At 73.7% G+C, this 22,811-nt stretch carries 22 protein-coding genes; 6 read left to right on the top strand and 16 right to left on the bottom strand.

Translation table 11 applies throughout. The features are described 5' to 3' along the window. Positions 1-185: 185 nt before the first annotated feature. Positions 186-1,109, bottom strand: coding sequence for a sulfite exporter TauE/SafE family protein (locus FCH28_RS36835; protein ID WP_136744795.1), 924 nt, complete (start codon positions 1,107-1,109; stop codon positions 186-188). After that, positions 1,094-1,894, bottom strand: a complete 801-nt coding sequence (locus FCH28_RS36840) for a GntR family transcriptional regulator (RefSeq protein WP_136744796.1) — start codon at positions 1,892-1,894, stop codon at positions 1,094-1,096. The genes FCH28_RS36835 and FCH28_RS36840 overlap by 16 nt, the downstream gene beginning before the upstream one ends. 244 nt (positions 1,895-2,138) lie before the next feature. On the opposite strand from FCH28_RS36840, the gene FCH28_RS36845 reads away from it, so the two are divergent. From FCH28_RS36845 to FCH28_RS36855, 3 genes are all read left to right on the top strand, one after another. Continuing rightward, positions 2,139-3,506 carry an MBL fold metallo-hydrolase gene (locus FCH28_RS36845; RefSeq protein WP_136744797.1) on the top strand — a complete coding sequence of 456 codons (1,368 nt, stop codon included), beginning with the start codon at positions 2,139-2,141 and terminating at the stop codon, positions 3,504-3,506. 192 nt (positions 3,507-3,698) lie between these two features. Further along, positions 3,699-4,232 carry an AMP-binding protein gene (locus FCH28_RS36850; RefSeq protein ID WP_136744798.1) on the top strand — a complete coding sequence of 178 codons (534 nt, stop codon included), beginning with the start codon at positions 3,699-3,701 and terminating at the stop codon, positions 4,230-4,232. 129 nt (positions 4,233-4,361) lie between these two features. Beyond that, positions 4,362-4,619 (top strand): hypothetical protein, encoded by a 258-nt coding sequence (locus FCH28_RS36855; RefSeq protein ID WP_136744799.1) that lies wholly within the window; start codon positions 4,362-4,364, stop codon positions 4,617-4,619. 64 nt (positions 4,620-4,683) lie between these two features. On the opposite strand, the gene FCH28_RS36860 is transcribed toward FCH28_RS36855, so the two are convergent. Genes FCH28_RS36860 through FCH28_RS36905 form a run of 10 tightly spaced genes read right to left on the bottom strand, consistent with a single transcriptional unit; the run spans position 4,684 to position 16,791 of the window. Continuing rightward, on the bottom strand, positions 4,684-6,318 hold the full coding sequence (locus FCH28_RS36860) for an ABC transporter ATP-binding protein (RefSeq protein WP_136744862.1): 1,635 nt from the start codon (positions 6,316-6,318) through the stop codon (positions 4,684-4,686). 44 nt (positions 6,319-6,362) lie between these two features. Continuing rightward, positions 6,363-7,244: an ABC transporter permease gene (locus FCH28_RS36865; RefSeq protein WP_136744800.1), complete on the bottom strand. Its 882-nt coding sequence runs from the start codon at positions 7,242-7,244 to the stop codon at positions 6,363-6,365. Beyond that, entirely contained in the window at positions 7,241-8,203 is a 963-nt protein-coding gene (locus FCH28_RS36870) for an ABC transporter permease (RefSeq protein WP_136744863.1), read from the bottom strand. The genes FCH28_RS36865 and FCH28_RS36870 overlap by 4 nt, the downstream gene beginning before the upstream one ends. 41 nt (positions 8,204-8,244) lie before the next feature. Beyond that, a complete protein-coding gene (locus FCH28_RS36875) occupies positions 8,245-9,891 on the bottom strand; it encodes an ABC transporter substrate-binding protein (RefSeq protein WP_136744801.1) in 1,647 nt (548 codons plus the stop codon). A gap of 30 nt (positions 9,892-9,921) precedes the next feature. Continuing rightward, complete coding sequence (locus FCH28_RS36880; protein WP_136744802.1) at positions 9,922-10,803, bottom strand: class I SAM-dependent DNA methyltransferase; 882 nt, start codon at positions 10,801-10,803, stop codon at positions 9,922-9,924. Then, positions 10,800-12,251 (bottom strand): MFS transporter, encoded by a 1,452-nt coding sequence (locus FCH28_RS36885; RefSeq protein ID WP_136744803.1) that lies wholly within the window; start codon positions 12,249-12,251, stop codon positions 10,800-10,802. The genes FCH28_RS36880 and FCH28_RS36885 overlap by 4 nt, the downstream gene beginning before the upstream one ends. Then, positions 12,235-13,395, bottom strand: coding sequence for a mandelate racemase/muconate lactonizing enzyme family protein (locus FCH28_RS36890; protein ID WP_136744804.1), 1,161 nt, complete (start codon positions 13,393-13,395; stop codon positions 12,235-12,237). Before FCH28_RS36890 ends, FCH28_RS36885 begins: the two co-directional genes overlap by 17 nt. After that, on the bottom strand, positions 13,392-14,555 hold the full coding sequence (locus FCH28_RS36895; protein ID WP_136744805.1) for a PLP-dependent cysteine synthase family protein: 1,164 nt from the start codon (positions 14,553-14,555) through the stop codon (positions 13,392-13,394). The genes FCH28_RS36890 and FCH28_RS36895 overlap by 4 nt, the downstream gene beginning before the upstream one ends. Next, a complete protein-coding gene (locus FCH28_RS36900; protein WP_136744806.1) occupies positions 14,552-15,421 on the bottom strand; it encodes a Rossmann-like domain-containing protein in 870 nt (289 codons plus the stop codon). The genes FCH28_RS36895 and FCH28_RS36900 overlap by 4 nt, the downstream gene beginning before the upstream one ends. After that, complete coding sequence (locus FCH28_RS36905; RefSeq protein ID WP_136744807.1) at positions 15,418-16,791, bottom strand: ATP-grasp domain-containing protein; 1,374 nt, start codon at positions 16,789-16,791, stop codon at positions 15,418-15,420. Before FCH28_RS36905 ends, FCH28_RS36900 begins: the two co-directional genes overlap by 4 nt. Before the next feature lie 141 nt (positions 16,792-16,932). Between FCH28_RS36905 and FCH28_RS36910 the strand changes: the two genes are divergently transcribed. The 3 genes from FCH28_RS36910 to FCH28_RS36920 all read left to right on the top strand — a co-directional run bounded on the left by FCH28_RS36910 (position 16,933) and on the right by FCH28_RS36920 (position 20,173). Beyond that, positions 16,933-18,456 (top strand): alpha/beta hydrolase, encoded by a 1,524-nt coding sequence (locus FCH28_RS36910; protein WP_136744808.1) that lies wholly within the window; start codon positions 16,933-16,935, stop codon positions 18,454-18,456. Between the two features lie 123 nt (positions 18,457-18,579). After that, complete coding sequence (locus tag FCH28_RS36915) at positions 18,580-19,788, top strand: GDSL-type esterase/lipase family protein (RefSeq protein WP_187364013.1); 1,209 nt, start codon at positions 18,580-18,582, stop codon at positions 19,786-19,788. A 154-nt stretch (positions 19,789-19,942) separates the two neighbouring features. Next, positions 19,943-20,173 carry a hypothetical protein gene (locus FCH28_RS36920; RefSeq protein ID WP_136744809.1) on the top strand — a complete coding sequence of 77 codons (231 nt, stop codon included), beginning with the start codon at positions 19,943-19,945 and terminating at the stop codon, positions 20,171-20,173. A 40-nt stretch (positions 20,174-20,213) separates the two neighbouring features. On the opposite strand, the gene mscL is transcribed toward FCH28_RS36920, so the two are convergent. From mscL to FCH28_RS36940, 4 genes are all read right to left on the bottom strand, one after another. Further along, on the bottom strand, positions 20,214-20,717 hold the full coding sequence (mscL, locus tag FCH28_RS36925; RefSeq protein WP_246103501.1) for a large conductance mechanosensitive channel protein MscL: 504 nt from the start codon (positions 20,715-20,717) through the stop codon (positions 20,214-20,216). 246 nt (positions 20,718-20,963) lie between these two features. Beyond that, positions 20,964-21,248 carry a hypothetical protein gene (locus FCH28_RS36930; protein ID WP_136744810.1) on the bottom strand — a complete coding sequence of 95 codons (285 nt, stop codon included), beginning with the start codon at positions 21,246-21,248 and terminating at the stop codon, positions 20,964-20,966. Positions 21,249-21,492: 244 nt separating this feature from the next. After that, entirely contained in the window at positions 21,493-22,326 is an 834-nt protein-coding gene (locus FCH28_RS36935; RefSeq protein WP_136744811.1) for an S-methyl-5'-thioadenosine phosphorylase, read from the bottom strand. A gap of 122 nt (positions 22,327-22,448) precedes the next feature. Further along, positions 22,449-22,790 carry an FmdB family zinc ribbon protein gene (locus tag FCH28_RS36940; RefSeq protein ID WP_136744812.1) on the bottom strand — a complete coding sequence of 114 codons (342 nt, stop codon included), beginning with the start codon at positions 22,788-22,790 and terminating at the stop codon, positions 22,449-22,451. Between the last annotated feature and the right edge of the window lie 21 nt (positions 22,791-22,811).

The following is a 22,811-nucleotide window of genomic DNA, read 5'->3' on the forward strand; positions in this document are numbered from 1 at the left end:
GCCACTCCGTCACGGACCGCAGCCAGGAGCTGCGCGCCCGGACGGAGGTGATGAGAACGCGGGGAACCAGCCGGACATCCAAAACCGTTCGGGATGTCCGCAGTGCACAGGTGTGGGTCCAAGACTCTCTCCTGCTCACTTAATTGGAACGGTCATGCGGATCCTCCTGGGTTGGGGGGACAGGGCTAGAGGCGGGGGATGGCGGCGGCCGCCATCGTGACGGCGAGGAGGGTGACCAGGGCGGCGAACGCGGCGGTCAGGGTCTGTGCGGGCAGGCGGGTGGTGAGGCGGTTGCCGAGGTAGCTGCCGATCGCGGCGCAGGCCGCGAAGGCGGTCAGCAGCGGCCAGTCCAGGGCGCCGGTACCGGCCCGAGTGGCCAGTGCGGTCAGCGAGTTGATCAGGATGACGAGGAGCGAGGTGCCGATCGCGACCGGCATCTCCAGGCCCAGCACGAGGGTGAGCGCCGGTACGACGAGGAAGCCGCCGCCGACGCCGAAGAAGCCGGTGAGCAGCCCGACCGCGGTGGCGGTCGCGGCTATACGGGCGATACGGGCGAGGCGAACGGGGCGAGTGATGCGGGCGGGGTGCGTATGAGGGGGAGCCGGTGGGGGAGTCGGTGGGTGGGCGCCCGGGGAGTCCTGGGCCTCCGTGGGGTCCTGGGCATCCGGGGCCGCCCGTAACGCCCCCGCGTCAGCCACCTCCCCCGAGGCCGCGTCCGTCGCCGGCTTCGCCGCCCGCCGCTCCCGCAGGCTCCGTAACACCAGTGCGACCGCCACCACGAACATCAGGCCCGCGAACGCGGTCATCAGCACCGTCGGCGCCACGGCCGCGCTCCACCGGGAGCCCACGTAGGTCCCGGCCGTGCCCAGCGCGCCGAACGCCATGCCGGCCGCCCAGCGGGTCCTGCCCGCACGGGCGTGGCAGGCCAGTCCCGGTACGGAGCCGACCGCGACCACCACCAGCGCGCCCGCGGTGGCGTCGTGCGCCGACTGGCCCAGCAGATAGACCAGCGCCGGCACGGCCAGGATCGAACCGCCGCCGCCGAGCGCGCCCAGTAACAGCCCGATCAGCAGCCCGCACGGCAGCGCCGCGGCTATGACGACGGACACGCGGCACGCGGCGCGAGGGCGACGGCCCGGCTGTCGTCGGACCACTCGGCGACGAAGGTGAACCGGTCGCCGCGCACCACGGTCTCCCGCCACTCCACCGGCCGCTCCCCGGCCCGGCCGAGCCGCTCGATCGCGAACGCCGGCTCCCGGTCGGCCAGTCCCAGCAGCCACGCCTGCCGGATGTCCGGCAGGAACGGCTGGATGCGCTCCCGGCCGCCGGTGACCTTCACCCCGCAGCGGCGGGACAGCTCCCCGTAGAGCGAGGTGTGCCCGAAGTCGGTCTCCAGCAGCGGCTCGGCGATCTCGGCGGGCAGATACGCGGTGTCGTGGGCGAGCGGTTCGCCGTCCGCCAGGCGCAGCCGCTCCAGCACGATCAGCGGGGCGTCCGGGATCAGCCCCAGATGCCCGGCGACGGTGCCGTCCGCCGTCCGCTCCAGCCGCAGCACCTCGCTGCGCTGTTCCACGCCCTGGCCCTCCAGTTCGCGGAAGAGGCTGTAGAGCGAGCCGAGCGGCTGCTGTATGCGCCGGGTGTCGAGCCGGCTGGCGCGGCCGCGTTCGGCGATCACCAGGCCGTCGGCGCGCAGCTTGCGCAGCGCCTCGCGGACGGTGTGCCGGCTGACCTCGTACTCGGCGGTGAGCCGATGCTCGGCAGGGAACTCCTCGGTGAACGCGCCGGCCTGCATCCGGCGGCGCAGATCGTCGAAGAGCTGGGCCCACAGGGGCAGCGGCGAGCGCCGGTCCAGGGGGCGCGGCCCGTGCGCGCCGTCCGGCGGCTCGGTCGTCATGGTGGGTTCCTCCGCGGGCGTACGGGGCGGTGCGGGCGGGTGCGGGACGTACGTGGCATGTCGCGGGTGACGCGGTGGACTTGTCGCCGCGTCACCCGGCTCCCTAATGTACCTGTCTAATGTACGTACATCCGTGCATCCGCACAACGCACCTGCCCCGTAAGGGCCTTGCGGGTCGCGCGCCCAGCCGCCGACCCGCCCGCGCCCCTACGGGCTCCGTGCGCCCCACCCCTGGAGGCCGACCGTGCACTTCGCGCAGTACTACCTCGACTGCCTCTCCCAGGCGTCGTATCTGATCGGCGACGAGACCACCGGGCGGGCCGTTCTCGTCGACCCACGCCGCGACATCGACGACTACCTGCGCGAGGCGGACGCGGCCGGCCTGCGCATCGAGCTCGTCATCGAGACGCACATTCACGCCGACTTCCTCTCCGGCCATCTCGAACTGGCGCGGGCCACCGGCGCCACCATCGCCTTCGGCGAGGCCGCCGAAACCGGCTTCCCCATCCGCCGGTTACGGGACGGCGAGCGCATCTCGCTCGGCGCGGAGGGCGGCGGCGGGGTCACCCTCACCGTCCTCGCCACCCCCGGCCACACCCTGGAATCCATCTGCCTGGTCGTCCACGAACACCCCGATGACGACGTCCCGTTCGGCGTGCTGACCGGAGACACACTCTTCGTCGGGGACGTCGGCCGCCCCGATCTGCTCTCCTCCGCCGGGCACACCCCGCACGACATGGCCCTGCGCCTGCACCGCTCGCTGCACACCAAACTGCTCACCCTCCCGGACGCGACCCGGGTCTTTCCCGCACACGGCGCCGGCTCGGCCTGCGGCCGCAGCCTCTCCGCCGAGACGAGTTCCACCATCGGCGACCAGCGCCGCCTCAACTACGCGTTGCAGCCCATGCCGGAGGCCGACTTCGTCCGCCTGGTCACCGCGGACCAGCCCGCCACCCCCGCCTACTTCGCACACGACGCGGCCCTCAACCGCGACGGTCACCCGCTGATGGATGCAGCGCCGCTCGCGGCGCTCACCCTCGAAGAGGCGCTCACCGCCCGCGACGAACAGGGCGCCGCCGTTCTCGACTGCCGCTCCCTGGCCGCCTACACCTGCTCCCATCTCACCGGGTCCCTGCATACGAGCCTGGACACCCGGTTCGCCGAGTACGCGGGCAGTGTGATGGCCCCCGGCACCCCGATCGTGCTGGTCGCCGACCCGGGGAAGGAGACCGAGGCCCGCCTCCGGCTCGCCCGCATCGGCTACGACCGGGTGCTCGGCCATCTGCCCGACCCGGCCACGACGCTGACCCGCGAGCCCGCGCTCACCTCCCGCAGCCGCCGCATCCGGATCGATGAACTCGCTTCCACCGACAGTCAGTTGATCGATGTGCGCAACCCCGCCGAATACGCGGCGGGCGCGCTGCCCGGCGCCCGAAACATCCCCCTGGCCACGCTCGCCGACGGGCTCGCACAGCTGGACCCGGACCGCCCGGTCGTCCTGTACTGCCGCAGCGGCAATCGCTCGGTGATCGCGGCGGCGCTGCTGGAGTCGCGTGGGTTCGGGGACGTACGCGATGTGGTCGGCGGCTACGAGGCGTCGAAGCGGGGCTGAGGGGAGTTGGGAGGGCCGGAGAGGGCGACAGGCCGGACAAGGAGGCAGGGAAGGAGGATTGAACGCGCCCGAAGGCGGGCAGTTACGCTCGGGCGTCCCGCAGGCCGCCGTACGCAGGTGCGAAACGGGTGGCGCGACCTCGTACAACGGATGTTCAGCGATTGTTGATCGCTGATCTACATGCTGATCCGCATGTTGCGCAGTGTGACCTCAGAGCAGGCAGACGATGCCCGGGAAGTGCCGGAGCCGGACGCGTCGCGGATCGCCCTCACCTGGTCCGGGGAACCGGGCCGGATGGAGGAGCTGACCTACGGCATGCTCCTCGACCAGGCCGACCGGGCGGCGGCCGCGCTGACCCGGCTCGGGGTCCGGGCCGGTGACAAGGTCGCGGTGCATCTGCCCCTGGTCCCGGAGTCGGTGATAGCGACCCTCGCCTGCGGCCGGCTGGACGCGATACGCACCACGCTGCCGGTGTCGCTGACCGTCCCTGAACTGGTCGCGCGCACCCGGGAGTCGGAGGCGCGGGTGCTGATCACCGCCGACGCGGCGTTCTGGGACGGCGCCATCCGCCCCGTCAAGGCACGCCTCGACCACGCCCTGGCGCGCGGCACTTCGTCCGGCGGCTCCCGCGACCGCACGGTCCTGGTGGTGAACCGCTGCGCACGCCCGGTGTCCTGGACGCCGGGCCGCGACCGCTGGTGGCACGAGGCGCTCGCCGATAGGTGACAAGTGACAGCGGATCGGACCGCCGGCCGGTGCGTGCCGGCGACGGGTGATCGCGCCGGTGAGGGCGGCCACAGCTGCCTCGTCCGGCCCCGAGTAGGGTCGTCCGGACCAGACCACGGGGGACACGCCATGCAAAGCCTCATCCGATGGAGCCTCGGGATCGCCATCCTCGGGCTCAGCGCGCTCGCGCTCGTCGGGGCGATAGCGACATACGGCCACCAGCACGCCCAAAGCGCTTACGGAATCCGGCACGAAGGCAAGCCCCCGAAACCGGAGAAGGGCTACACCTGCCCCCGTGGTGGCTTCGAACTCCTGGACATCGAAACGGCCCGAGCCTGCGGGCCCGGCGGGGGCACGGCGGTCCCGGCGGCGGTGGCCCGCCACTAGGGCCCGTCCACGCCCGTCCACGCCTGTCCACGCCTGTTCACGGCCTGTTCACGGCCTGTCCGAGTCAGCGTGCCGCCGATGTCCTACCTGGGCCCCGGACGTGGCCGTGCCACCGGGCCGCCGCCACCAGTGAGGTGGTGAAGGGGTGCGCGGGGGCCGTCAGCACGCGTTCCGCCGGGCCCCGTTCGACGATCTCGCCGGCGTCGAGTACCGCTATCTCGTCCGCCAGTGCCGCCGCCGTGTCCAGATCGTGGGTGATCAGCAGCAGGCTCGGCGCGGTCGGCTCCCGCAGCAGGCCGCCGAGCAGCTCCACGATGCCGCGGCGGCTCACCGCGTCCAGCCCCGAGGTGATCTCGTCGCAGATCAGCACACTCGGGTGCGCGAGCAAGGACCTGGCCAGCGCCGCCCGTTGGAGTTCGCCGCCGGAGAGCCGCGCCGGGCGGCGGTCGTGGAGGTCGGGCGTCAGGCCGACCCGGGCGAAGGCCGTGCGTGCCTCCTTGAGTGCCTCGTCCGCGGGCACGTCCCGTAGGCGGATCGCCGTTCGTGCGGTCTGGGCCAGCACCGACCGGTGTTCGTCGAACGCAGCGCGTGCGTCCTGGAAGACGTACTGCACCGCTGCGACCTGCGGCGTCGAGCGTGCTCTGATGCTGCTCGGCAGGGCAGTTCCGGCCAGTGTCAGTGCGCCGTCCCAGTCCCGGTGCAGGCCCGCCAGGCACCGGCCCAGGGTCGTCTTCCCGCTTCCGGAGCGGCCGACGATCGCCAGGCACGCCCCGGCGGCCACGTCCAGGTCGATGTCCCGCAGGGCGGTCGCGCTGCCACCGGAGCCGGCTCCGGAGCGGGAGGGGTAGCGGGCGGCGGCGACGCGGATGACGGCGCCGGCGGGGGGTGCTTCGTGCGGGGGTGCCCCGTGTGCGGGCGCTTCGTGCGGGGGTGTCTCGTGCAGGGGTGTGCTGTCGTCGGGGCCCGTCGGCGCCGGATCCGCGAGGAGTTCGCGGGTCCAGGGGTGGTCAGGGGCGCCGAGCACCCGCCCGGCGGGCCCGGATTCGACCACCCGGCCGTCCCGCAGCACCACGACCTCGTCGGCCAGTTCGCGCACCACGTCCAGGTCGTGGCTGAGCAGGACCAGGGCGATGCCCCGGCGCGCCACCCGGTCCAGTTCCGCCACGATGCGGCGCTTCGTCAGGGCGTCCTGGCCGGTCGTGGGCTCGTCCGCGACGATCACCCGGGCGCCCAGCAGCAGCGCCTGGGCCAGCACCACGCGCTGCTGCTGGCCGCCGGAGAGCTGGTGGGGGTAGCGGCGCAACAGGGCCTCGCCCGCGGCGCCTTCGGGGAGCTGGGCCTGGGCGAGAGCCTCCAGGACGCGGGCGCGGGCCGCCGGGCGGCGCTCGCGGCGGGGGAGCCGGGGAAGCTGGGAGCGGGCGATGTCGTGGAGCAGCGCGCCGACCCGCCGGGCGGGGTTGAGGACGGCGGCCGGATGCTGCGGTATGTAGCCGACGGGGCCGTCCGCCGCCACCCGCACCCGGCCCTCGACGTGCGCTCCCGGTGGGTACTCGCCCAGCAGGGCGAGTCCCGTGGTGGTCTTGCCGCTGCCGGACGCGCCGACCAGCGCGGTGACCGTGCCGGCGCGGGCGGTCAGCGAGATGTCGTGGAGGATGCGCCGGCCGGCCACGTCGACGCGCAGGCCCGAGAGGGACGCCATCGGTGGGGCGGCACCCGCTTCCGCGGTCGGGGTCGGGGTCGGGGTCAAGGCTGTCCCTTCGTTGTACGGGGGCGCGGCGTCGTACGGGGGCGTGCGGCGGCGCGGTTCCGCCCCGCCAGGCCCGCGTCACCGAGCAGGTTGGTGCCCATCGACAGGCCGACGATCAGCAGGGCGGGCACCACCACCGCCCAGGGCTGGACGAACAGGCCGGTGCGGTTGCGGTCGACCATCACCGCCCAGTCCGCCGCGTCCGGGGCGACGCCGACGCCGAGGAACGCGGCGGTGGCGACGAGATAGAGCACCCCGGTCATCCGCACGCCCGCGTCGGCGGCGAGGGTGCGCAGGCAGCAGCGGGCCACGTAGCCGAGGGCGATACGGCACCAGCCCTCGCCCTGCATACGGAGCGCCTCCACCGCCGGGCGGGCGGCGGCCTCGGCGGCGCTCGCCCGGACGATGCGGGCCGCGTCCGGCACATTGACCAGGGCCACCAGCACCGCCAGCCCGACCGCGCCCGGGTCGAACACCGTCGCGACCAGCAGCACCATCAGCAGGGACGGCACGGCCAGCAGCACGTCCAGCGGCCGCATCAGGAGCTCTTCCAGCCATGTGCGGTGGGTCAGAGCGGCGGCGAACGCGAGGGGGAGGGCGAGGGCGTAGCAGAGGACGGTGGCGGCCAGGGCGATGAGCACGACCGAGCGGCCGCCCAGGAGCACCTGCCGCCAGACGTCCTGACCTGCGAAGTCGGTGCCCAGCAGATGGCCGGCGGGGGCGGTGAACGCGGCCTGCCGGGGGCCGGGCGGGCCGGTCAGCAACGGCCCCAGGAGGGCGAGGAGGAGGGGCAGGGCGAGGAGCAGCGCGCCGAGGGCGAAGCGGCCGGGGCGGTCGAGGAACCCGGGGCGGCGGGCACGCAGGCGCAGGGGTCTCATGCGGCGACTCCCGTACGCGGTGCGAGGTGGTGCACGACCAAATCGGCGCCGAGGTTGAGGACGACCGAGACCAGGCCGAACACCACCGCCAGGCCCTGTACCACCGGCAGGTCGCGGGCCTTGACCGCGTCCAGCAGGACCGTGCCGAGGCCGGGGATGACGAACAGCGCCTCGACGACGATGACGCCGCCCAGCAACCAGTCGACGGTGCGGGCCAGTTGCTGGGTGGCGGGGGCGACGGCGTTGGGGAGGGCGTGCGCGTAGCGGATGCGGGCCGGGGCGATGCCGTAGCGGCGGGCCTGCGCGACGTAGGGGGACGCGAGCGCGTCGATCATGCCGGCCCGTACGAGGCGGCTGATCGAGCACACGGGGCGGGCCATCAGCACCGCCACCGGCAGGATCAGCGCCTCCGGGTGGGCGAGCAGATCGGCGCCGTAACCGACGGCGGTGGGCGGCAGCCAGCCCAGACGCAGCGCGAAGACGAAGACCAGCAGCACGCCGAAGGCGAATTCGGGAACGGCGTAGACGCCCAGCGTGAGCGAGCTGATGAGACGGTCGGCGCGGCCGCCCTCGCGGCGCGCGGCCAGCACCCCGAGCCCGGTGCCCACCGGCACCAGCAGGGTCACGGTGAGCGCGGCGAGCAGCAGGGTGGGGGCCAGCCCGTCGGCCAGGTAGTCGGTCACCGGGCGGCCGGTGACCAGCGAACGGCCGAAGTCGCCGTGCAGCAGGGCCCCCGCCCAGTGCGCCAGCCGCTCGTACGCCGGCCGGTCCAGCGCCATGGACTCGCGGATCGCCGCGATACGGGCCGGGTCGGGCTGGTCGCCGGCGAGGGCGACGGCGGCATCTCCCGGCAGCGCCTCGGTGAGGGCGAAGACGAGCAGGACGACGGCCGCGGTCTGGCCCGCGCCCAGCAGCAGCCGCCGTACCACGAAGGAGCGCAGACCCGGGAAGGAGCGCAGGCTCGCCAAGGGGCGCAGGCCCGCGAAGGAAGGCGGACCGCTCACGCCAGCCAGACCTTGTCGAAGCGTGCCCAGTCGAGGGAGTTGGCGGGCGCGTTGCGTGCCACGCCCCGGATGTTCTTCGCCGTGCCCACGATCCAGTCCGCGAACCCCCACACCAGGAAACCGCCCTCGGCGTGCAGCCGGCGCTGCATCCGCCCGTAGAGCGCGGCCCGCTCGTCGCGGTCGGCGGTGGACTGCGCCTGTTGGTAGAGCGCGTCGAAATCCTTGTGCCGCCACTTGGTGGCGTTGGTGGTGGAGCCGGTCAGCAGCCGCTGGGAGATATGCGTTTCGATGGGCATGGCGCCGGAGCGGTACGAGCAGAGCGTGCCGGAGTCGAGGATGTCGCTCCAGTAGCTGTCCGGGTTGTGGTTCTTCACCGTGATCCGCACCCCGGCCCTGGCCGCCTGGTCGCGGAAGATACCGGCCGCCTCGGTGAAGCCGGCAGCGACGTCCGAGGTGTCGAGGGTGACCTTCAGGTTCTCCGCGCCGGCCTGCTTCAGCAGGTGGCGGGCGCGATCCAGGTCCTGCGCGCGCTGCGGCAGATCCTTCGCGTAGTACGCATAGCCCTTGCCGAACAGGTCGTTGCCGATCTCGCCGGCGCCGGACAACGCGCCGCGCACCAGCTCCGCGCGGTCCGCGATCAGGAAGAACGCCTCGCGGACCCGCTTGTCGTCGAACGGCGGCCGGTCGGTCTTCATCGCGAACGCCTGCATCGCGCTGTTCTTCAGCCGGACGATCCGCACCTGCCCGCCGCGCTCGTGCGCGCGCGCCGTGGTGGGGCTGAGCTCATGCGCGTACTCGACCTGTCCGCCGAGCAGTGCGTTGATCCGGGCGGACTCCTCGTCGGCGGCGACGAACTCCAGCTCGTCGAGGTACGGGGCGCCGTCCCAGTAGTCGTCGAAGCGGCGCAGCACGGTGGACTTGCCGGGGGAGAAGGAGACCAGGCGGAAGGGGCCCGAGCCGACCGGCTTGGTGAACGACTCCGTCCCCTCGGGGACGATATAGGCGCCGAACGCGGCCAGGATGTCGGGAAATTCGGCGGTGGGGCGCTTCAGCCGGAACTCGACGGTGGCCTTGTCGACGGCCCGGCTCGCCTTGAGGTCGATGGGATCGAGGTCGGCCTTGGAACGGAACGCCTTCTTGGGGTCGGCGATCCTGCGGTAGCTGAACAGGACATCGGCGGCGGTGACCGGCCGGCCGTTGTGGAAGGCGGCCTTGCGCAGGGTCACCGTCCAGCGGTCCAGCGCCTTGTTCGGCTCCCACTTCGCGGCGAGCCGGGGCCGCGGCGTCAGATCGTCGCCGAAGTCCGCGAGCTTGTCGTAGAGCGCCTTGGCGCGGGCCACGTCGGAGAACAGGCCGGCCATATGCGGGTCGAGGGTCTCGTTCGCCCCGCCGCCGGCGAACGCGGCCCGCAGCCGGCCGCCGCGCCGCGGCGGGCCCTGGTCGCCGTCGGACGCGTCCTCGGAGCCGCCGCCCGAGCCGCAGCCCGCGAGGGCCAGGGCGCCCAGCGCGGCGGCGCCCGAGGCACCGATCAGGAACCCGCGGCGGCGCAACGGGGACGGGACGGCGGGACCCGCGGACGGGGCGGAGGGATCCGGCGAGGGTACGGCGGGATCCGGGGCGGCGGCGGGCAGGTCTTCTCTCATGGCGGCAACTCCTGGGAAGGGAACGGTGTTTCAGTGGGTGGAGGTCAGGCGTGCGACGACATGCAGCCGATCGGCGTCGGTGCGGTCGCCGGGCGCATCGCCCTCCTGCCAGCGGGGCTCGGTGCGTGGCCCCGGACCGTCGTGAAGCGCGAGGACGGTGAAGCCGTGCGCGGTCAGAAAGCGCCGCAGCTCCAGCGGGAGCAGCAGCCGCCAGGCGGAGCGCTGCTCCACCGGCGGCGTCCCGTCGTCGGCGGTCCACACCCGGCTGCGGCGCAGCAGCTGCGCGGTCCGGTCGACCGACAGCGTGGTCCGGGATCGGTAGGTCGTGCCCCGCCACGCGAACCGGTTCTCCGCGGGCGCGTCCAGCAGCTCCGTACGGCCCAGGAAGTACGCGCCGTTGCGCAGCTCCGCGATCAGCAGCCCGCCCGGCTCCAGGGCCCGGCGGCAGGAGTCCAGCAGCCCGTCGAGCTCGTCGTTGGTGTGGCAGTAGAGCAGGGCGCTGTCCAGGCAGACGATCGCGTCGAAGGCGCGCGCACCGAGATCGAAGCGGCGCAGGTCGGCGCGTGCGTAGGCGGGGCCGGGGTGGTGCCGTCTGGCGTGCGCCAGCATCGCGTCGGAGAGGTCGGCGCCCACCACCTGGCGGCCCGCCGCCTGGAGCCGCGCCGCGTCCCGGCCGGTGCCGCATCCCAGGTCCAGCACCCGGCGTCCGGCGCGGTGGCGCCGCAGGGTGTCCTCGGCCCAGCGGGCGGCAAGCCCTTCGGCGTCGGGGAACCGGGCCTCGTAGAGCTCGGGGTTGTCGGTGAGCAGATTTCCGTCAAACGGCGTGCGGATGGAGGCAGTTGGGGTGACGGAAATGGGGATGGCGGAAGTGGGGACGGCGGCAGTGGGGATGCCGGCAGTTGGGTTCGTCATCGGCTCGGGCCTCCGCCCGCTGGTGTGGTGCTGGTGGCGGGGGCGTTGGTGGCCGCGGCGTCGGTCGTCGGGGCGGCCGTGGCCGTGCCGGCCGTGGTCGCGTCAGCCGTGGTCGCCGTCGCGGTCGGTGCGTTCGCCGCGTTCGCTGCATCCGCCGCGGTCCGGTCGGCCGCCGCACCGGCACCGTCGCCGGCCCCCGTCCCGCCGGCCCCCGCCGTACGTCCGGGCAGTGCCCGCAGCCGCCGCAGCCACCCCACGCCCGCCGCCGAAAGCAGGCCGAAGGCGACGCAGCATGCCCAGGGCAGCCACTGCGCACCGCGTGCTCCGCCGATGTCCATCGCCCAGCCGACGACGGCGTTGCCGGCCGCGGCCGCCACTCCCGACACGACGTAGAAGACCCCGAAGTACGTGCCGGTCAGTTCGGTGCGTCCGAAGCCGGGAATCAGCTCCATCACAAACGGCTGGGCGATCATCACGCCGAGGTAGAGCAGCAGCGCCCCGGCCAGCACCGGCAGCAGCGCGACGACGGCCGCGCCCGTCCCGTCCGGGTGGCCGGCGCCCGCCACCGCCATCGGCGGCACGAACGCCAGCCCCATCAGTGCCAGCCCGACGGTGATCCACCGGCCCCGGCTGCCGCGTTCCTTGAGCGCCCGTGTCACCCGCAGCTGGAGCGTCAGATTGGCGAGCGTCCCGGTCAGGAACACGATCCCGGCGGCCCCCGCCCAGCCGGTCGCCCGCCGCGCCCCGTCGGGCAGCAGCAGATACAGCTGGTTCTCCATGGTGAACATGCCGACCATGGCCAGCGCGAACGCCAGGAATGCCCGGTTGCCGAGCACTTCGCGCCAGTCGCCGAGCACACTGGACGTCGCCGGCGGCGCCTCGCGGGCGGGCAGTACGGCCGCCTGCGCCACGGTCAGCAGCGCGAAGATCGCGGCCGCGGTGATCGCCGAGGCCCGGAAGCCGACCAGCAGCAGCGCACTGCCCAGCAGCGGCCCGATCAGCGCCCCGGTCGTCGCGAACACGTTGAACAGCGCGAACGCCTCCGCCTTACGCCCGCCCGCCTCCTGCGCCAGATAGGCCCGTACGGCCGGGTTGAACAGCGCCCCGGCCAGCCCGCTGAGCACGGAAGCGGCGAGCAGCACCGGCAGTCCGTCGCCGAGCGCGAACAGGGCGAAGCCCACGGTCCGCAGCGCACATCCGGCGATGATCACCCGCCGGGCGCCCAGCCGGTCGGCGGCCGAACCGCCGATGAGGAACAGCCCCTGCTGGCTGAGGTTGCGCACCCCCAGCACGATCCCGACGACCGCCGCCGACATCCCCAGGTCGTCGCCCAGGTGCGTGGCCAGATAGGGAATGAGCAGGTAGAAGCCGGTGTTCACGCCGAGCTGGTTGATCAGCAGCAGGCGGATCGCGAGCGGGAACTCCCGCATCTCACGCCAGGTCTGCACGGCGGGGCCTTTCTATCGGGTCCATCGGGGTGGTTGCGGGTGTCGGGTCCATCGGGGTGGTCGCGGTTACGCGGCCCGTCGGGGTGGTCGCGGTGGGATAGCCGGCCGTCCGCGGCCGGATGCCGAGGCCCGGCCGGTCGCTGGCGCGTACCGTGCCGTCGGCGCCGCCGATCCCCGTCCACGGGTCGTGGGCCAGCAGCAGATGCCCGTCCAGGTCCAGCCACCGGGCCCGGTCGGCGAGATGGACGGCCGGGGCGATGCCGAGCGTGCTGGCCGTCAGACAGCCCAGCATCAGGTCCGTACCGCTGCCGGCCAGCAACTCCGCGATCCGCAGCGCCGCATGGACCCCGCCGCACTTGGCGAGCTTGACGTTGATGCCCTGCACCCGGCCGGCCAGCCGCCGCGCGTCCTCGTACGACACGGCGTCCTCGTCGGCGATCAGCGGCAGCGGCGAGCCGGCGGCCAGCGCGGCCAGCGCCTCCGGGGTGCCGGGCGCGATCGGCTGCTCGACGGCCTCGACCCCCAGCTCCGCGTACCGGGGCAGCAGCTCCTCGGCCTGCGCGAGGCTCCAGGCGCCGTTCGGATCGAGCAACAGGCGGGCGTGCGGGGCGCATTCGCGGATCGCCCGGACCCGCTCCAGGTCCTCCTCGGGGGAGGCGGCGCCCGCCTTGGCCTTGATGAGGGTGAAACCGGCCTCGGCGAGGCCGTGCGCGAGGACCGCGGCGCGCCGCGGGGTGGTGATCCCGATGGTGCGGGCGGTCGCGGCGGCCGGCGGGGTGAGCGAGCCCAGCAGCTGGTGCACGCAGGCACCGGCGCGCTTGCCGACGAGGTCGAGCAGCGCCGACTCCACCGCCGCGGTCACCGCGGGCGGCGTACCGGGCCCGGCCAGTTCGCCGGCCCGTACGGCGCCCAGCGCGGTCTCCGGGTCGCCGCACCGCTCGACGGCGGCGGCCGCCTCGTGGAGCAGCCGTACCAGCGTCCCGGCGTCCAGGCCGAAGTAGGCGCTGGCCACCGCCTCGCCGTGGCCGCGCAGCCCGCCCCGCTCGACGGTCAGCCAGACGGCGTCGCGGGCCGCCATCGTGCTGCGGGAGATCCGCAGCGGCTCGGCGAGTTCGAGGCGCGTGGTGCGCACGGTGGTCTTCATGGCGTTGCCTCCTGTGCGGGGTTGGGGGAGGGGGCAGTGGTCCGTGGGGAAGCGGTCGCGGCGGAACACGGGTCCACGACCGTCGTGCAGCGCGTCCAGCCCGTCGCCTCCGCCGCGCCCGGGTGCGGGATCTCGACGGGACGGGTGCGGGCCGCCGCGCAGTCCACACCGTGCGCCGTGGTGAAGTCGTCGTCGTAGACGGTGGACAGATAGCGGTGCGGCCCGTCGGGGAAGACGGTGGCGACGACCGCGCCGGGGTGCGCCCGGGACGCCCAGGCGGCGACCAGCGCGGCGGCCCCGGTGCTCCAGCCGCCGCTGACGAAGCAGGTACGGGCCAGCCGCCGGCAGGCGTCCGCCGACTCCGCCGGGCCGACCCAGTGCACCTCGTCGAACGCCTCGTAGGCCACATTGCGGGGATGGATGCTGCTGCCGAGTCCGCGCATCAGCCGGGCCCGTGCGGGCTGCCCGAAGATCGTCGAACCGGTGGCGTCCACCCCGACCAGCCGCAGCGCGGGCCAGCGGCGGCGCAGCGGCGCCACGATGCCGGCGCTGTGGCCGCCGGTGCCGACGCTGCACACCAGCACGTCCAGTCGCGGCAGCTCGGCGGCCAGCTCGGCGGCGAGCGACGCGTAACCGGCGGTGTTGTCGGGGTTGTTGTACTGGTCGGGCCAGTACGCACCGGGCAGCCCGGTGCGCAGTTCGCGCAGCCGGGCCAGCCGCGCGGCCTGCCAGCCGCCGCGCTCCGCCGGCCGGTCGACGAGCTCCAGGCGCGCCCCGTAGGCCCGCAGCAGCCGCCGCATGGACGGCTCCAGTTCGGTGTCGCAGACCAGGACGACGGGGTGCCCCAGCGCCTGCCCGGCGAACGCGAGGCCGACGCCGAGGGTGCCGGACGTGGACTCCACCACGGGCGCGCCGGGCCGCAGTTCACCGCGCTCGCGCGCGCCCAGCAGCATGGACACCGCCGCGCGGGCCTTCATCCCGCCGACGCCGTGCCCTTCGAGCTTGGCCCAGAACCCGGGATGCGGGCCGGGCAGATCGCCGCTGATCCTGGCCAGCGGGGTACGTCCCAGCAGTGCCAGCAGTCCGGCGTCGGCGCCCGGGAGGGCCTCGGTACAAAGGCCGGGCGACGCCGGCTCGGTTTCCAGGGCCGAGGTCGTCATCGGCTTCCCCCGTAGTGGTGGATGGTGCCGGGCCCGCCGTCCAGCCAGAAGAACGGATACGGCTCGGCGCATACGGCGTGCACGCCCGCGCCCAGGAAGCGGGGCAGCACCGCGCTGCCGGTCTGCGCGAACATCACCAGCGGCAGCCCGTCGGCGGCGGCCCGCGCGCGCAGCGGCTCGAAGGTCCCGTTGCCGAGCGTCATCCCGGAGGCGAGCACCGCGTCACAACGGCCCAGCGCGGCCGGCGCATCGGTCTCCACCGGCTCACCCCACTCCGTCTGGCCGCCCTTGAGATCGCACGGCACATACCGCAGCCCTCGCGAACGCAGCGCTTCCAGCAGGGAGTTGACGACACCGACGACCAGCACCCGGGCCCCGGCCGGCAGCCCGCACCCGGCCAGCAGCTCCACCACGGACCCGGCCCTGGCCCGGGACTTCTCCAGCGACGACCCGGCGGGCAGCGCCACAGGGCGCGCGCCGAACCCGGGTGTGTGCGGGGCGATATGCATCAGATACGCGTCGAGGGCGGCGATCCGCACCACGGGCAGCGGATGCGCGAGCAACGCGGCCACCTCCGCGCCGACCGCGTCCTCGACCGCGGATTCCGGCAGGCCGCCCGGCTCGGCGGCGCACGACCCGACGGCCGCGCCGAGGCGCAGGCTGAGTACCTCGTTGCGGTAGCCGCGGCCGCGCCCGTCATGGCGTACGGCCTGGCTGGTGGCGAAGGCGGTGGAGACCCGGAGGGAGCGCGGATCCGGGCCCAACTCGCCTTCCGTTACGGCCTGTTGGAGGGCGGCGAGGCTCTCCCAGGAGGTCAGGCGGGGCGTCGGCTTCGGGGCCGCTCCAGTCTGTATGAGAGGGGTCATCGGGCCGCCACCACCCGCGGCCGCACCGTGTCCAGCAGCTCGGCGACCCGCTCCCGCGCCGAGCCGTTCCCGTCGCCGGTGGCCATGATGTGCCCCAGATAGCCGTTGTTGTCGGCGACCGGCCGCACCCGTGTGCCGGGCTCGGCGAGCCGCACCTCCAGGACTCCGGTCAGCGCTTCGAGCCCCGCCGTCGGATCCGGTCCCGTGGCGGTGCCGTACCCCTCCAGGACGCCTCCCTCGCCGACCTCGCCGTCCGCGCCGTCCGCGCCGTCCGCGCCGTCCGCGCCGTCCGCGCCGTCCGCGCCGTCCGCGCCGACCGCGCCGCCCTCGCCATCGGGCGGCAGCAGGAAGCCGATCGCGGCGCTGGCCACCCCCGTCGGACGGGTGGTCAGATCGGGTTCCCGCCCCAGGGCGAGGTCCACGCAGGCGCGGGCCAGGTCGATGCCGGTGACATGCCGGACGAGTTCGGTGATGCGGTTGCCCGCCGGGCGGGGATTGACCTCGACGACCCGTGGTCCGCGCGCTGTGAGCTTGATCTCCGTATGCGCCACGACGCGGTCCAGGCCGAGCCCGGCGAGGGCGGCGAGCGCGGTGTCCACGGCCGCCGCGGTCTCGTCGGCGCCGAGCGGGGCGGGAAACATATGGCCGGTCTCGATGAACCCGGGCGCCCCGCCCACGCTCTTGTCGGTGACGCCGACCACCTGTGTGCGGCCGTCGAACGACACCGTCTCGACGCTGACTTCGGGCCCGTCCAGCAACTCCTCCAGCAGAACGGCGGGGGAGCGCAGCTGGCCGCGCGCATTGACCGGGAACGCGTCCAGGTCCCGGTGTGCGTCCGCCAGCTGCCGCTCGTCGTCGACGCGCCGTACGAACATCCCCGCGCACAGGTCCACCGGCTTGAACACCAGCGGATAGCCGATCTCCTTCGCCGCGACCGATGCCGCGGCGAAGCCGTCGCAGACCGCGAAGCGGGGGCCCGGCACCCCGGCCTGCTCCAGGGTGCGGCGGGTCTCGTCCTTGCGGCAGGCCGCGGTGACGGAGTCGGCGGTGGGGCCCGGCAGGCCCAGGTGACCGGCGATCCGGGCCACCGTCGGCAGGTAGTAGTCGCAGGAACTCAGCACCCCGTCGAAGCCCAACGCCTCGTGCAGCCGCGCCACTTGGGGCAGCAGCGAGGGCAGATCGTTGGTGTCGGCGGTGAGCACGTTGCGGGCGCCGAGCAGCGGATGGTCCGCCCCCTCGGGCGCGGACCGCAGGTAGTGGTGCAGATCGCGGGTCAGGAACGTGAACGTGTGGCCGGCCTCGGCGATCGCGCGTGGCAGCAGCCGGCTCATCGACCCGACCCAGCTTTCGACCATCAACAGATGCCCCATGACTCCTCATCCCGCGCCGTGCTGCCGGATCCGGGCAGGCCGAGGGGAGCCCCGGGGGCCATGGATCCGTGTTGACCGTAGCCATACGATATCGATAATCATTTTCATTGTCATGTCTGGTCCTGCCTCGATGGAGCCCCCATGCCCTCCCCGCACCCCCGGCCTCCCCGGACGCCGCTGTCACCGCTACGCCGAACGGCGCGCCGAACCGCCGTGGTGTGCCTGGTAGTTGCCGCCGCACTCCCCGCGGCCCCGCCGCGCACCGCGACCGCCGCCGCCCCGCCCCTCACCTTCGGCGCCTGCCCCGACTCCGTCCCGGCCCCCGCCCCGCCCGCCCACGTCGAATGCGGCACCCTCGCCGTACCCCTCGACCACGACCACCCGGACGGACGGCGGATAGCCATCGCCGTCTCGCGCGTCCGCGCCACCGGAACCCCCGCCGAACGCCGCGGTGTCCTCCTGGTCAACCCCGGCGGCCCCGGCGGCTCCGGACTCGGATACGCCGTCACCAAACGCGCCAAGCTCCCCGAATCCGTGAGGCGCGGCTACGACATCATCGGCTTCGACCCCCGCGGCACCGGCCGCAGCGCCCCCGCCGACTGCGGGCCCATGGGCGGCCTCTTCGACGCGCCAGGGCCCGACCCCGTCCCCCGCGACCGCCCGGCGGAACGCGCCCATCTGCGCGAGCTCCGGCAGCTCGCCGCCGACTGCGCGCACGGCGTCGGCGCGGCACTGCCCCACCTCTCCACCGAACAGACCGCCCACGACATGGACGCGCTGCGGGCCGCCCTCGGCGAACCCACCCTCGGCTTCCTCGGCGTCAGCTACGGCAGCTACCTCGGCGCCGCCTACGCCGCCGCCCACCCGCACCGCGTCGGACGGATGGTCCTGGACAGCGTCGTCGGCCCCTGGGACTGGCACGACTTCGACGTCCGGCAGGCCCGTGCACTGCTGCGGCAACGCGCCGTCCTCTTCGACTGGCTGGCCCGCGACCCCGCCCGCCACGGCCTCGGCGACACCCCACAGGCCGTACGCGCCTCCTACGCACGCGTACGCAGCGGCCTGGCCGCCCACCCGGCCGGAGGCTTCGGCCCCGCCGAATTCGACCGCGCCGTCTACCGCGCGCTCGGCCGCACCGAACGCTGGGCCGGCCTGGGCGACGGTCTGCGCCGCTATCTGCGCGACGGCTCGGCCGACGGACTGCGGCCGGCCGAGGACTTCGCCGGGCCCGCGTCACGCACCTACGAAGCCGCCAACCGCACCGTGAAATGCGCCGACGGGCCCGGACCCCGGCCCGCCCGTGTACTCGCCGACATCCGTCGGCTGCGCCGGCTCGACCCGCTGCCCCTGCTCACCGGCCTGGAGGCGAGCGCCTGCGCGTACTGGGCACGGCAACCCGAACGGCGCACCCCGCTCGGCAGCCCCCAGGCGCCGCCGGTCCTGCTCGTCGCCTCCGCGCACGACCCCGTCACCCCCGTCGAAGGCGCCCACGCGCTGCGCCGTACGCTGCCGGGCTCGCGGCTGATCACGCTGGACGACGACTACTCGCACGGCGTGTTCGCCAGCCGGGGGAACCGCTGCGTGGACGACGCGGTGGCGGACTATCTGGTCGACGGGGCGGTGCCCGCTGACGATGTGCGGTGCGCGGGGGCGGGACTGCCGTAGCGGTAGCGGACCGGCGCCCCGCGGCCCATGACCTGTGACGCGGCGGGGCCCACCGCCCCGCCCACCGACCCGCCGTGCGTAAATCCATATGCGGATCCGGCGTCCGGTTGGCAGGCTGAGGTCATGAACTCCCAGCTCAACGACGGCCCTGACGCCCGTGACGAGGCCAGCGTGACGGACTGGATCACCACTCCCCTCGAACCGCGCATGTTCCGCGGCGCCCTCGATGTGGAACGCACGGCGCACGGCCTGCTGCCGCACCGGCTGCCCGCCTGGGCCCGCAAGCAGTTCCCCGATCCGAACCTGGCCATGATGGAGGCTCAGCCCTCCGGTGTGCGTCTCGTCCTCCGCACCCGGGCCACCGCCGTGGAGCTGGACGCGCTCCCCACGAAGACGGTCTACCAGGGCGCCCCACCCCTTCCCGACGGCAGCTACGACCTGGTCGTCGACGGTCGCCGCATCGGCCGGACCGCGGTGCCGGGCGGCAACGTCGTCACCATCGACCTGACCACCCAGACCGTCGTCACCCGCCCGGGACCGCCCGGCACCGCACGGTTCACCGGGCTGCCCGCCGGCGAGAAGGACATCGAGATCTGGCTGCCGCAGAAGGAGACCACCGAGCTGATCGCGCTGCGCACCGACGCCCCCGTCGAGGCCGCGCCGGACAGTGGCCGCAGGGTGTGGCTGCACCACGGCAGTTCGATCAGCCACGGGACCAACGCCGAGGGCCCCACCGAGACCTGGCCGGCGCTGGCCGCCGCCCGGGGCGGGGTGGAGCTGATCAACCTGGGCTTCGGCGGCAACGCCCTGCTCGATCCGTTCGTCGCGCGCGCCATGCGGGACACCCCCGCGGACCTGATCAGCCTCAAACTCGGCATCAACCTGGTCAACCACGACCTGATGCGGGTGCGGGCCTTCGCCCCGGCGGTGCACGGCTTCCTCGACACCATCCGCGACGGGCACCCCACCACGCCGCTGCTGGTCGTCTCCTCCGTCCTGTGCCCCATCCAGGAGCACACACCGGGCCCCGGCGCACCGGACTTCGACGGCGGGAAGCTCCGGTTCCGGGCCCTCGGCGACCCGTCGGACCGCTCGCGGCTGACGCTCACCATCATCCGGGAGCAGCTCGCCCGCATCGTCGACCAGCGGGCGGCCGACGACCCGAATCTGCACTACCTCGACGGCCTGGTGCTCTACGGCGAGGCGGACTTCGCCGAGCTGCCGCTGCCCGACGGGATCCACCCGGACGCCGCCACGCACCACCGCATGGGGGAGCGCTTCGCCGAGCGGGCCTTCGCCGCCGGCGGCCCGTTCGCCGCCGGAGGCGAGTAGGGCCTTTCCGACCCCGGCCCCGGCCCGTCGGACCGGCCCCAGGCGGCGCAGGCGCCGGGCGGCCGCCCACCTCGGTGCCCACCTCGGTGCCCGGATCGGCGCGGTGGCCGGCGCCGACCGCGGCTCACCGTCCGGCCGCCCGTACCCTGAAGAGGTGAGCACCATCCCTGAACGCGAACCGGACGCCGAGCCCCAGACGCCCCGGGCCGAGCCGGCCCCGCGCCCGGCGCCCCGGAACGCCGCCGCGCTGATCTTCGACGACCCGCTGAACCAGCAGTCCTCGGACGACACCGACCGCGGCTGGGGCGAGGGCTCCACGACCCGTACCGACAGCGCCGCCGACCTGGCCCGCTTCCTGGACGAAAAACCGCCCCACCACCTCTGAGCGAGGCGATGAGGCGGCCTGTGCCGGCCGTGGTCGCCCGCTACTGCGTCTTCTGGTGGCCGATGGTGCCCGCGGTGGAGCCGTTCGCGGAGGGTGAGCCGGTGCGCTGTGCGATCAGCGCGTCGCGGATCTCGGTGAGCAGCTCGATCTCGGTCGGGTCCGCGGGGCCGTCGTCGAGCGGCTTCCTGGCGTCCTGGCGGGCCTTCCACTTGTTGATCGGAAGGATCATGAGGAAGTAGACGACCGCGGCGGTGATCAGGAACGTCAGTGCCGCGCTGAGCACCGAGCCCCACAGGATGTAGATGCCGTCGGTGAATTCGCCGGTCTTCTTGTCCGGGTGGCAGCTGGCGCTGAGGCAAGCCTTGTAATGGTCGAGGTTTTGCGAGCCGAGGGCGCCGATGATCGGGTTGATCACGCCCTTGACCACCGCCTGGACGATGTTCGTGAACGCAGCACCGACGACGACCGCGACCGCGAGTTCGATGACGTTGCCGCGCATCAGGAATTCCTTGAATCCCTGAATCACGCCCTTGTTCTCGCTCACCTGACAGCCTCTTTCCATGCTCACGACGGACGGTGCAATCACAGTCAGCACCGCAACTTACGTCAGGGCAGGGCAGAGGTGTCCAGTCGCTCAACACGAACCGGCGATCGACGGGTGCGTCAGTGCGGGTCGACGGGGCGGTGTCGGCGACGGGGACGCGCCGGCTCGGGCGCGCGGCAGCTGCCCGGCCGCTCGCAGAAGTGTTGCGTGGGCAGGGGGCGGATGCCACTCGATCTTGGCGCATGGCTATCGCGCTCCGATGGCCGTCGAGGCGGGGCAGCCGGGTGCGGGTGCGGCGCGTACGGCGCCGGTCGGAATGCCGGTGGCCAGTGCTGCGGCGGTCATCGCCAGACCGGCGGCCAGCATCCGCTGTCGTGTGGTCCGTCGCCGCCGGTGCCGGAAGCCACCCGCCCGTACCGGTTCGAAGTGGGGCACTTCACACCGTGGCGGGGTGGGGAGAGGCGGAGCGGGGAGGGAGTCGTCGGTGGGGTGATCGGTGGGGTGGAGGGACAGGCTGGAGGGACGGGGCATGGTGGTCACCGCCTGCGGTGCGGAGGGTCGGAGTCGATGACCGGACCTGGTGTCCGGGCCGGCGATCACCACCGTGCCGGAATTCGCCGAGGCCCGCTCGGGGCTGTGGACGACCCCGGCCCTGTGGACAACTCGGCCACCCGTGAGGGGGAGCCGGCCCCGTCAGCTCAGCTCAGCTCGCGCCGAGCCGTCGTCCCGCCCATCCCGTCCACCCCGTCAGCTCCCCGGCCTCGGCCGCCTGCCGTCACGGCAGCTCGATCCCCAGGTCCCAGCCGTCGTGCGCGCCCACGCACAGACAGTCGCGTGCCGTGCTGTCGGGCAGTGCGGCCACCGCGTCGAAGAGCACCTCGCGGAGCCGGCCCACGTTCTGGCCGAAGACCCTGAGGACCTCCTCGTGGGAGACGCCTTCGCCGGTCTCGGTGCCTGCGTCCAGGTCGGTGACCAGCGTCAACGACGTGTAGCACAGGCCCAGCTCGCGGGCCAGGACGGCCTCGGGGTGGCCGGTCATGCCGACCACCGACCAGCCCTGCGCGGCATGCCAGCGCGACTCCGCGCGGGTGGAGAAGCGCGGCCCCTCTATGACGACGAGGGTGCCGCCGTCGACCGGCTCCCAGTCGCGGCCGCGGGACGCCGCCAGCGCGGCCCGGCGCCCGGTGGGGCAGTACGGGTCGGCGAAGGTCACATGGACGACGTTGGGGATGCTGCCGTCGGGCAGCGGTTTGCCGTCGAAGTAGGTCTGCGCGCGGGCCTTCGTACGGTCGATGAGCTGGTCAGGAACGAGAAGTGTGCCGGGGCCGTATTCGGGGCGCAGGCCGCCCACGGCGCAGGGGCCGAGCACCTGGCGCACCCCGACCGAGCGCAGCGCCCAGAGGTTGGCGCGGTAGTTGATCCGGTGCGGCGGGAGGTGGTGCCCGCGGCCGTGCCGGGGCAGGAACGCGACCTGGCGGCCGGCGACCTCCCCGAGGAACAGCGAGTCGCTGGGGCTTCCGTACGGGGTGTCCACCGTGATCTCGGTCACATCATCGAGGAAGGAGTAGAAACCCGACCCGCCGATAACGCCAATCTCCGCGTCAGCCATGCCGGTCACACTATCGGGGCGGACGGCAGGTGCGAGGGGCCCTGCTCTTCAAGAGCTCGAAGGGCCCGCCGGAAACGCGGCGGACCCCGCCGTCGGCGACGGCGGGGTCCGGGAAGCGTGGGTCAGGCGGCCGAGCTGCTGGTGGACGCCGAGGACGAAGACGTCGAGGACGAGGTCTTCTTGTCGGAGCCGCTCGACGAGGAGCCGGAGCTCGACGAGTCCGAGGACGACGAGGACGTGCTGCTCGTGGTCGAGGAGGACTTCGCGGGGCTGCTGCTGGACGACGAGCCGCGGCTGTCGTTGCGGTAGAAGCCGGAGCCCTTGAAGACGATGCCGACCGCGGAGAACACCTTCTTGAGGCGTCCGTCGCAGCTGGGGCACTCGGTGAGCGCGTCGTCGGTGAACTTCTGGACCGCCTCGAGGCCCTCGCCGCACGCGGTGCACTGGTACTGGTAGGTCGGCACTTGACTTCCTCCTGGCACTCT

The organism is Streptomyces piniterrae, from assembly GCF_005048155.1.
GTDB classification, from domain to species: Bacteria; Actinomycetota; Actinomycetes; order Streptomycetales; family Streptomycetaceae; genus Streptomyces; species Streptomyces piniterrae.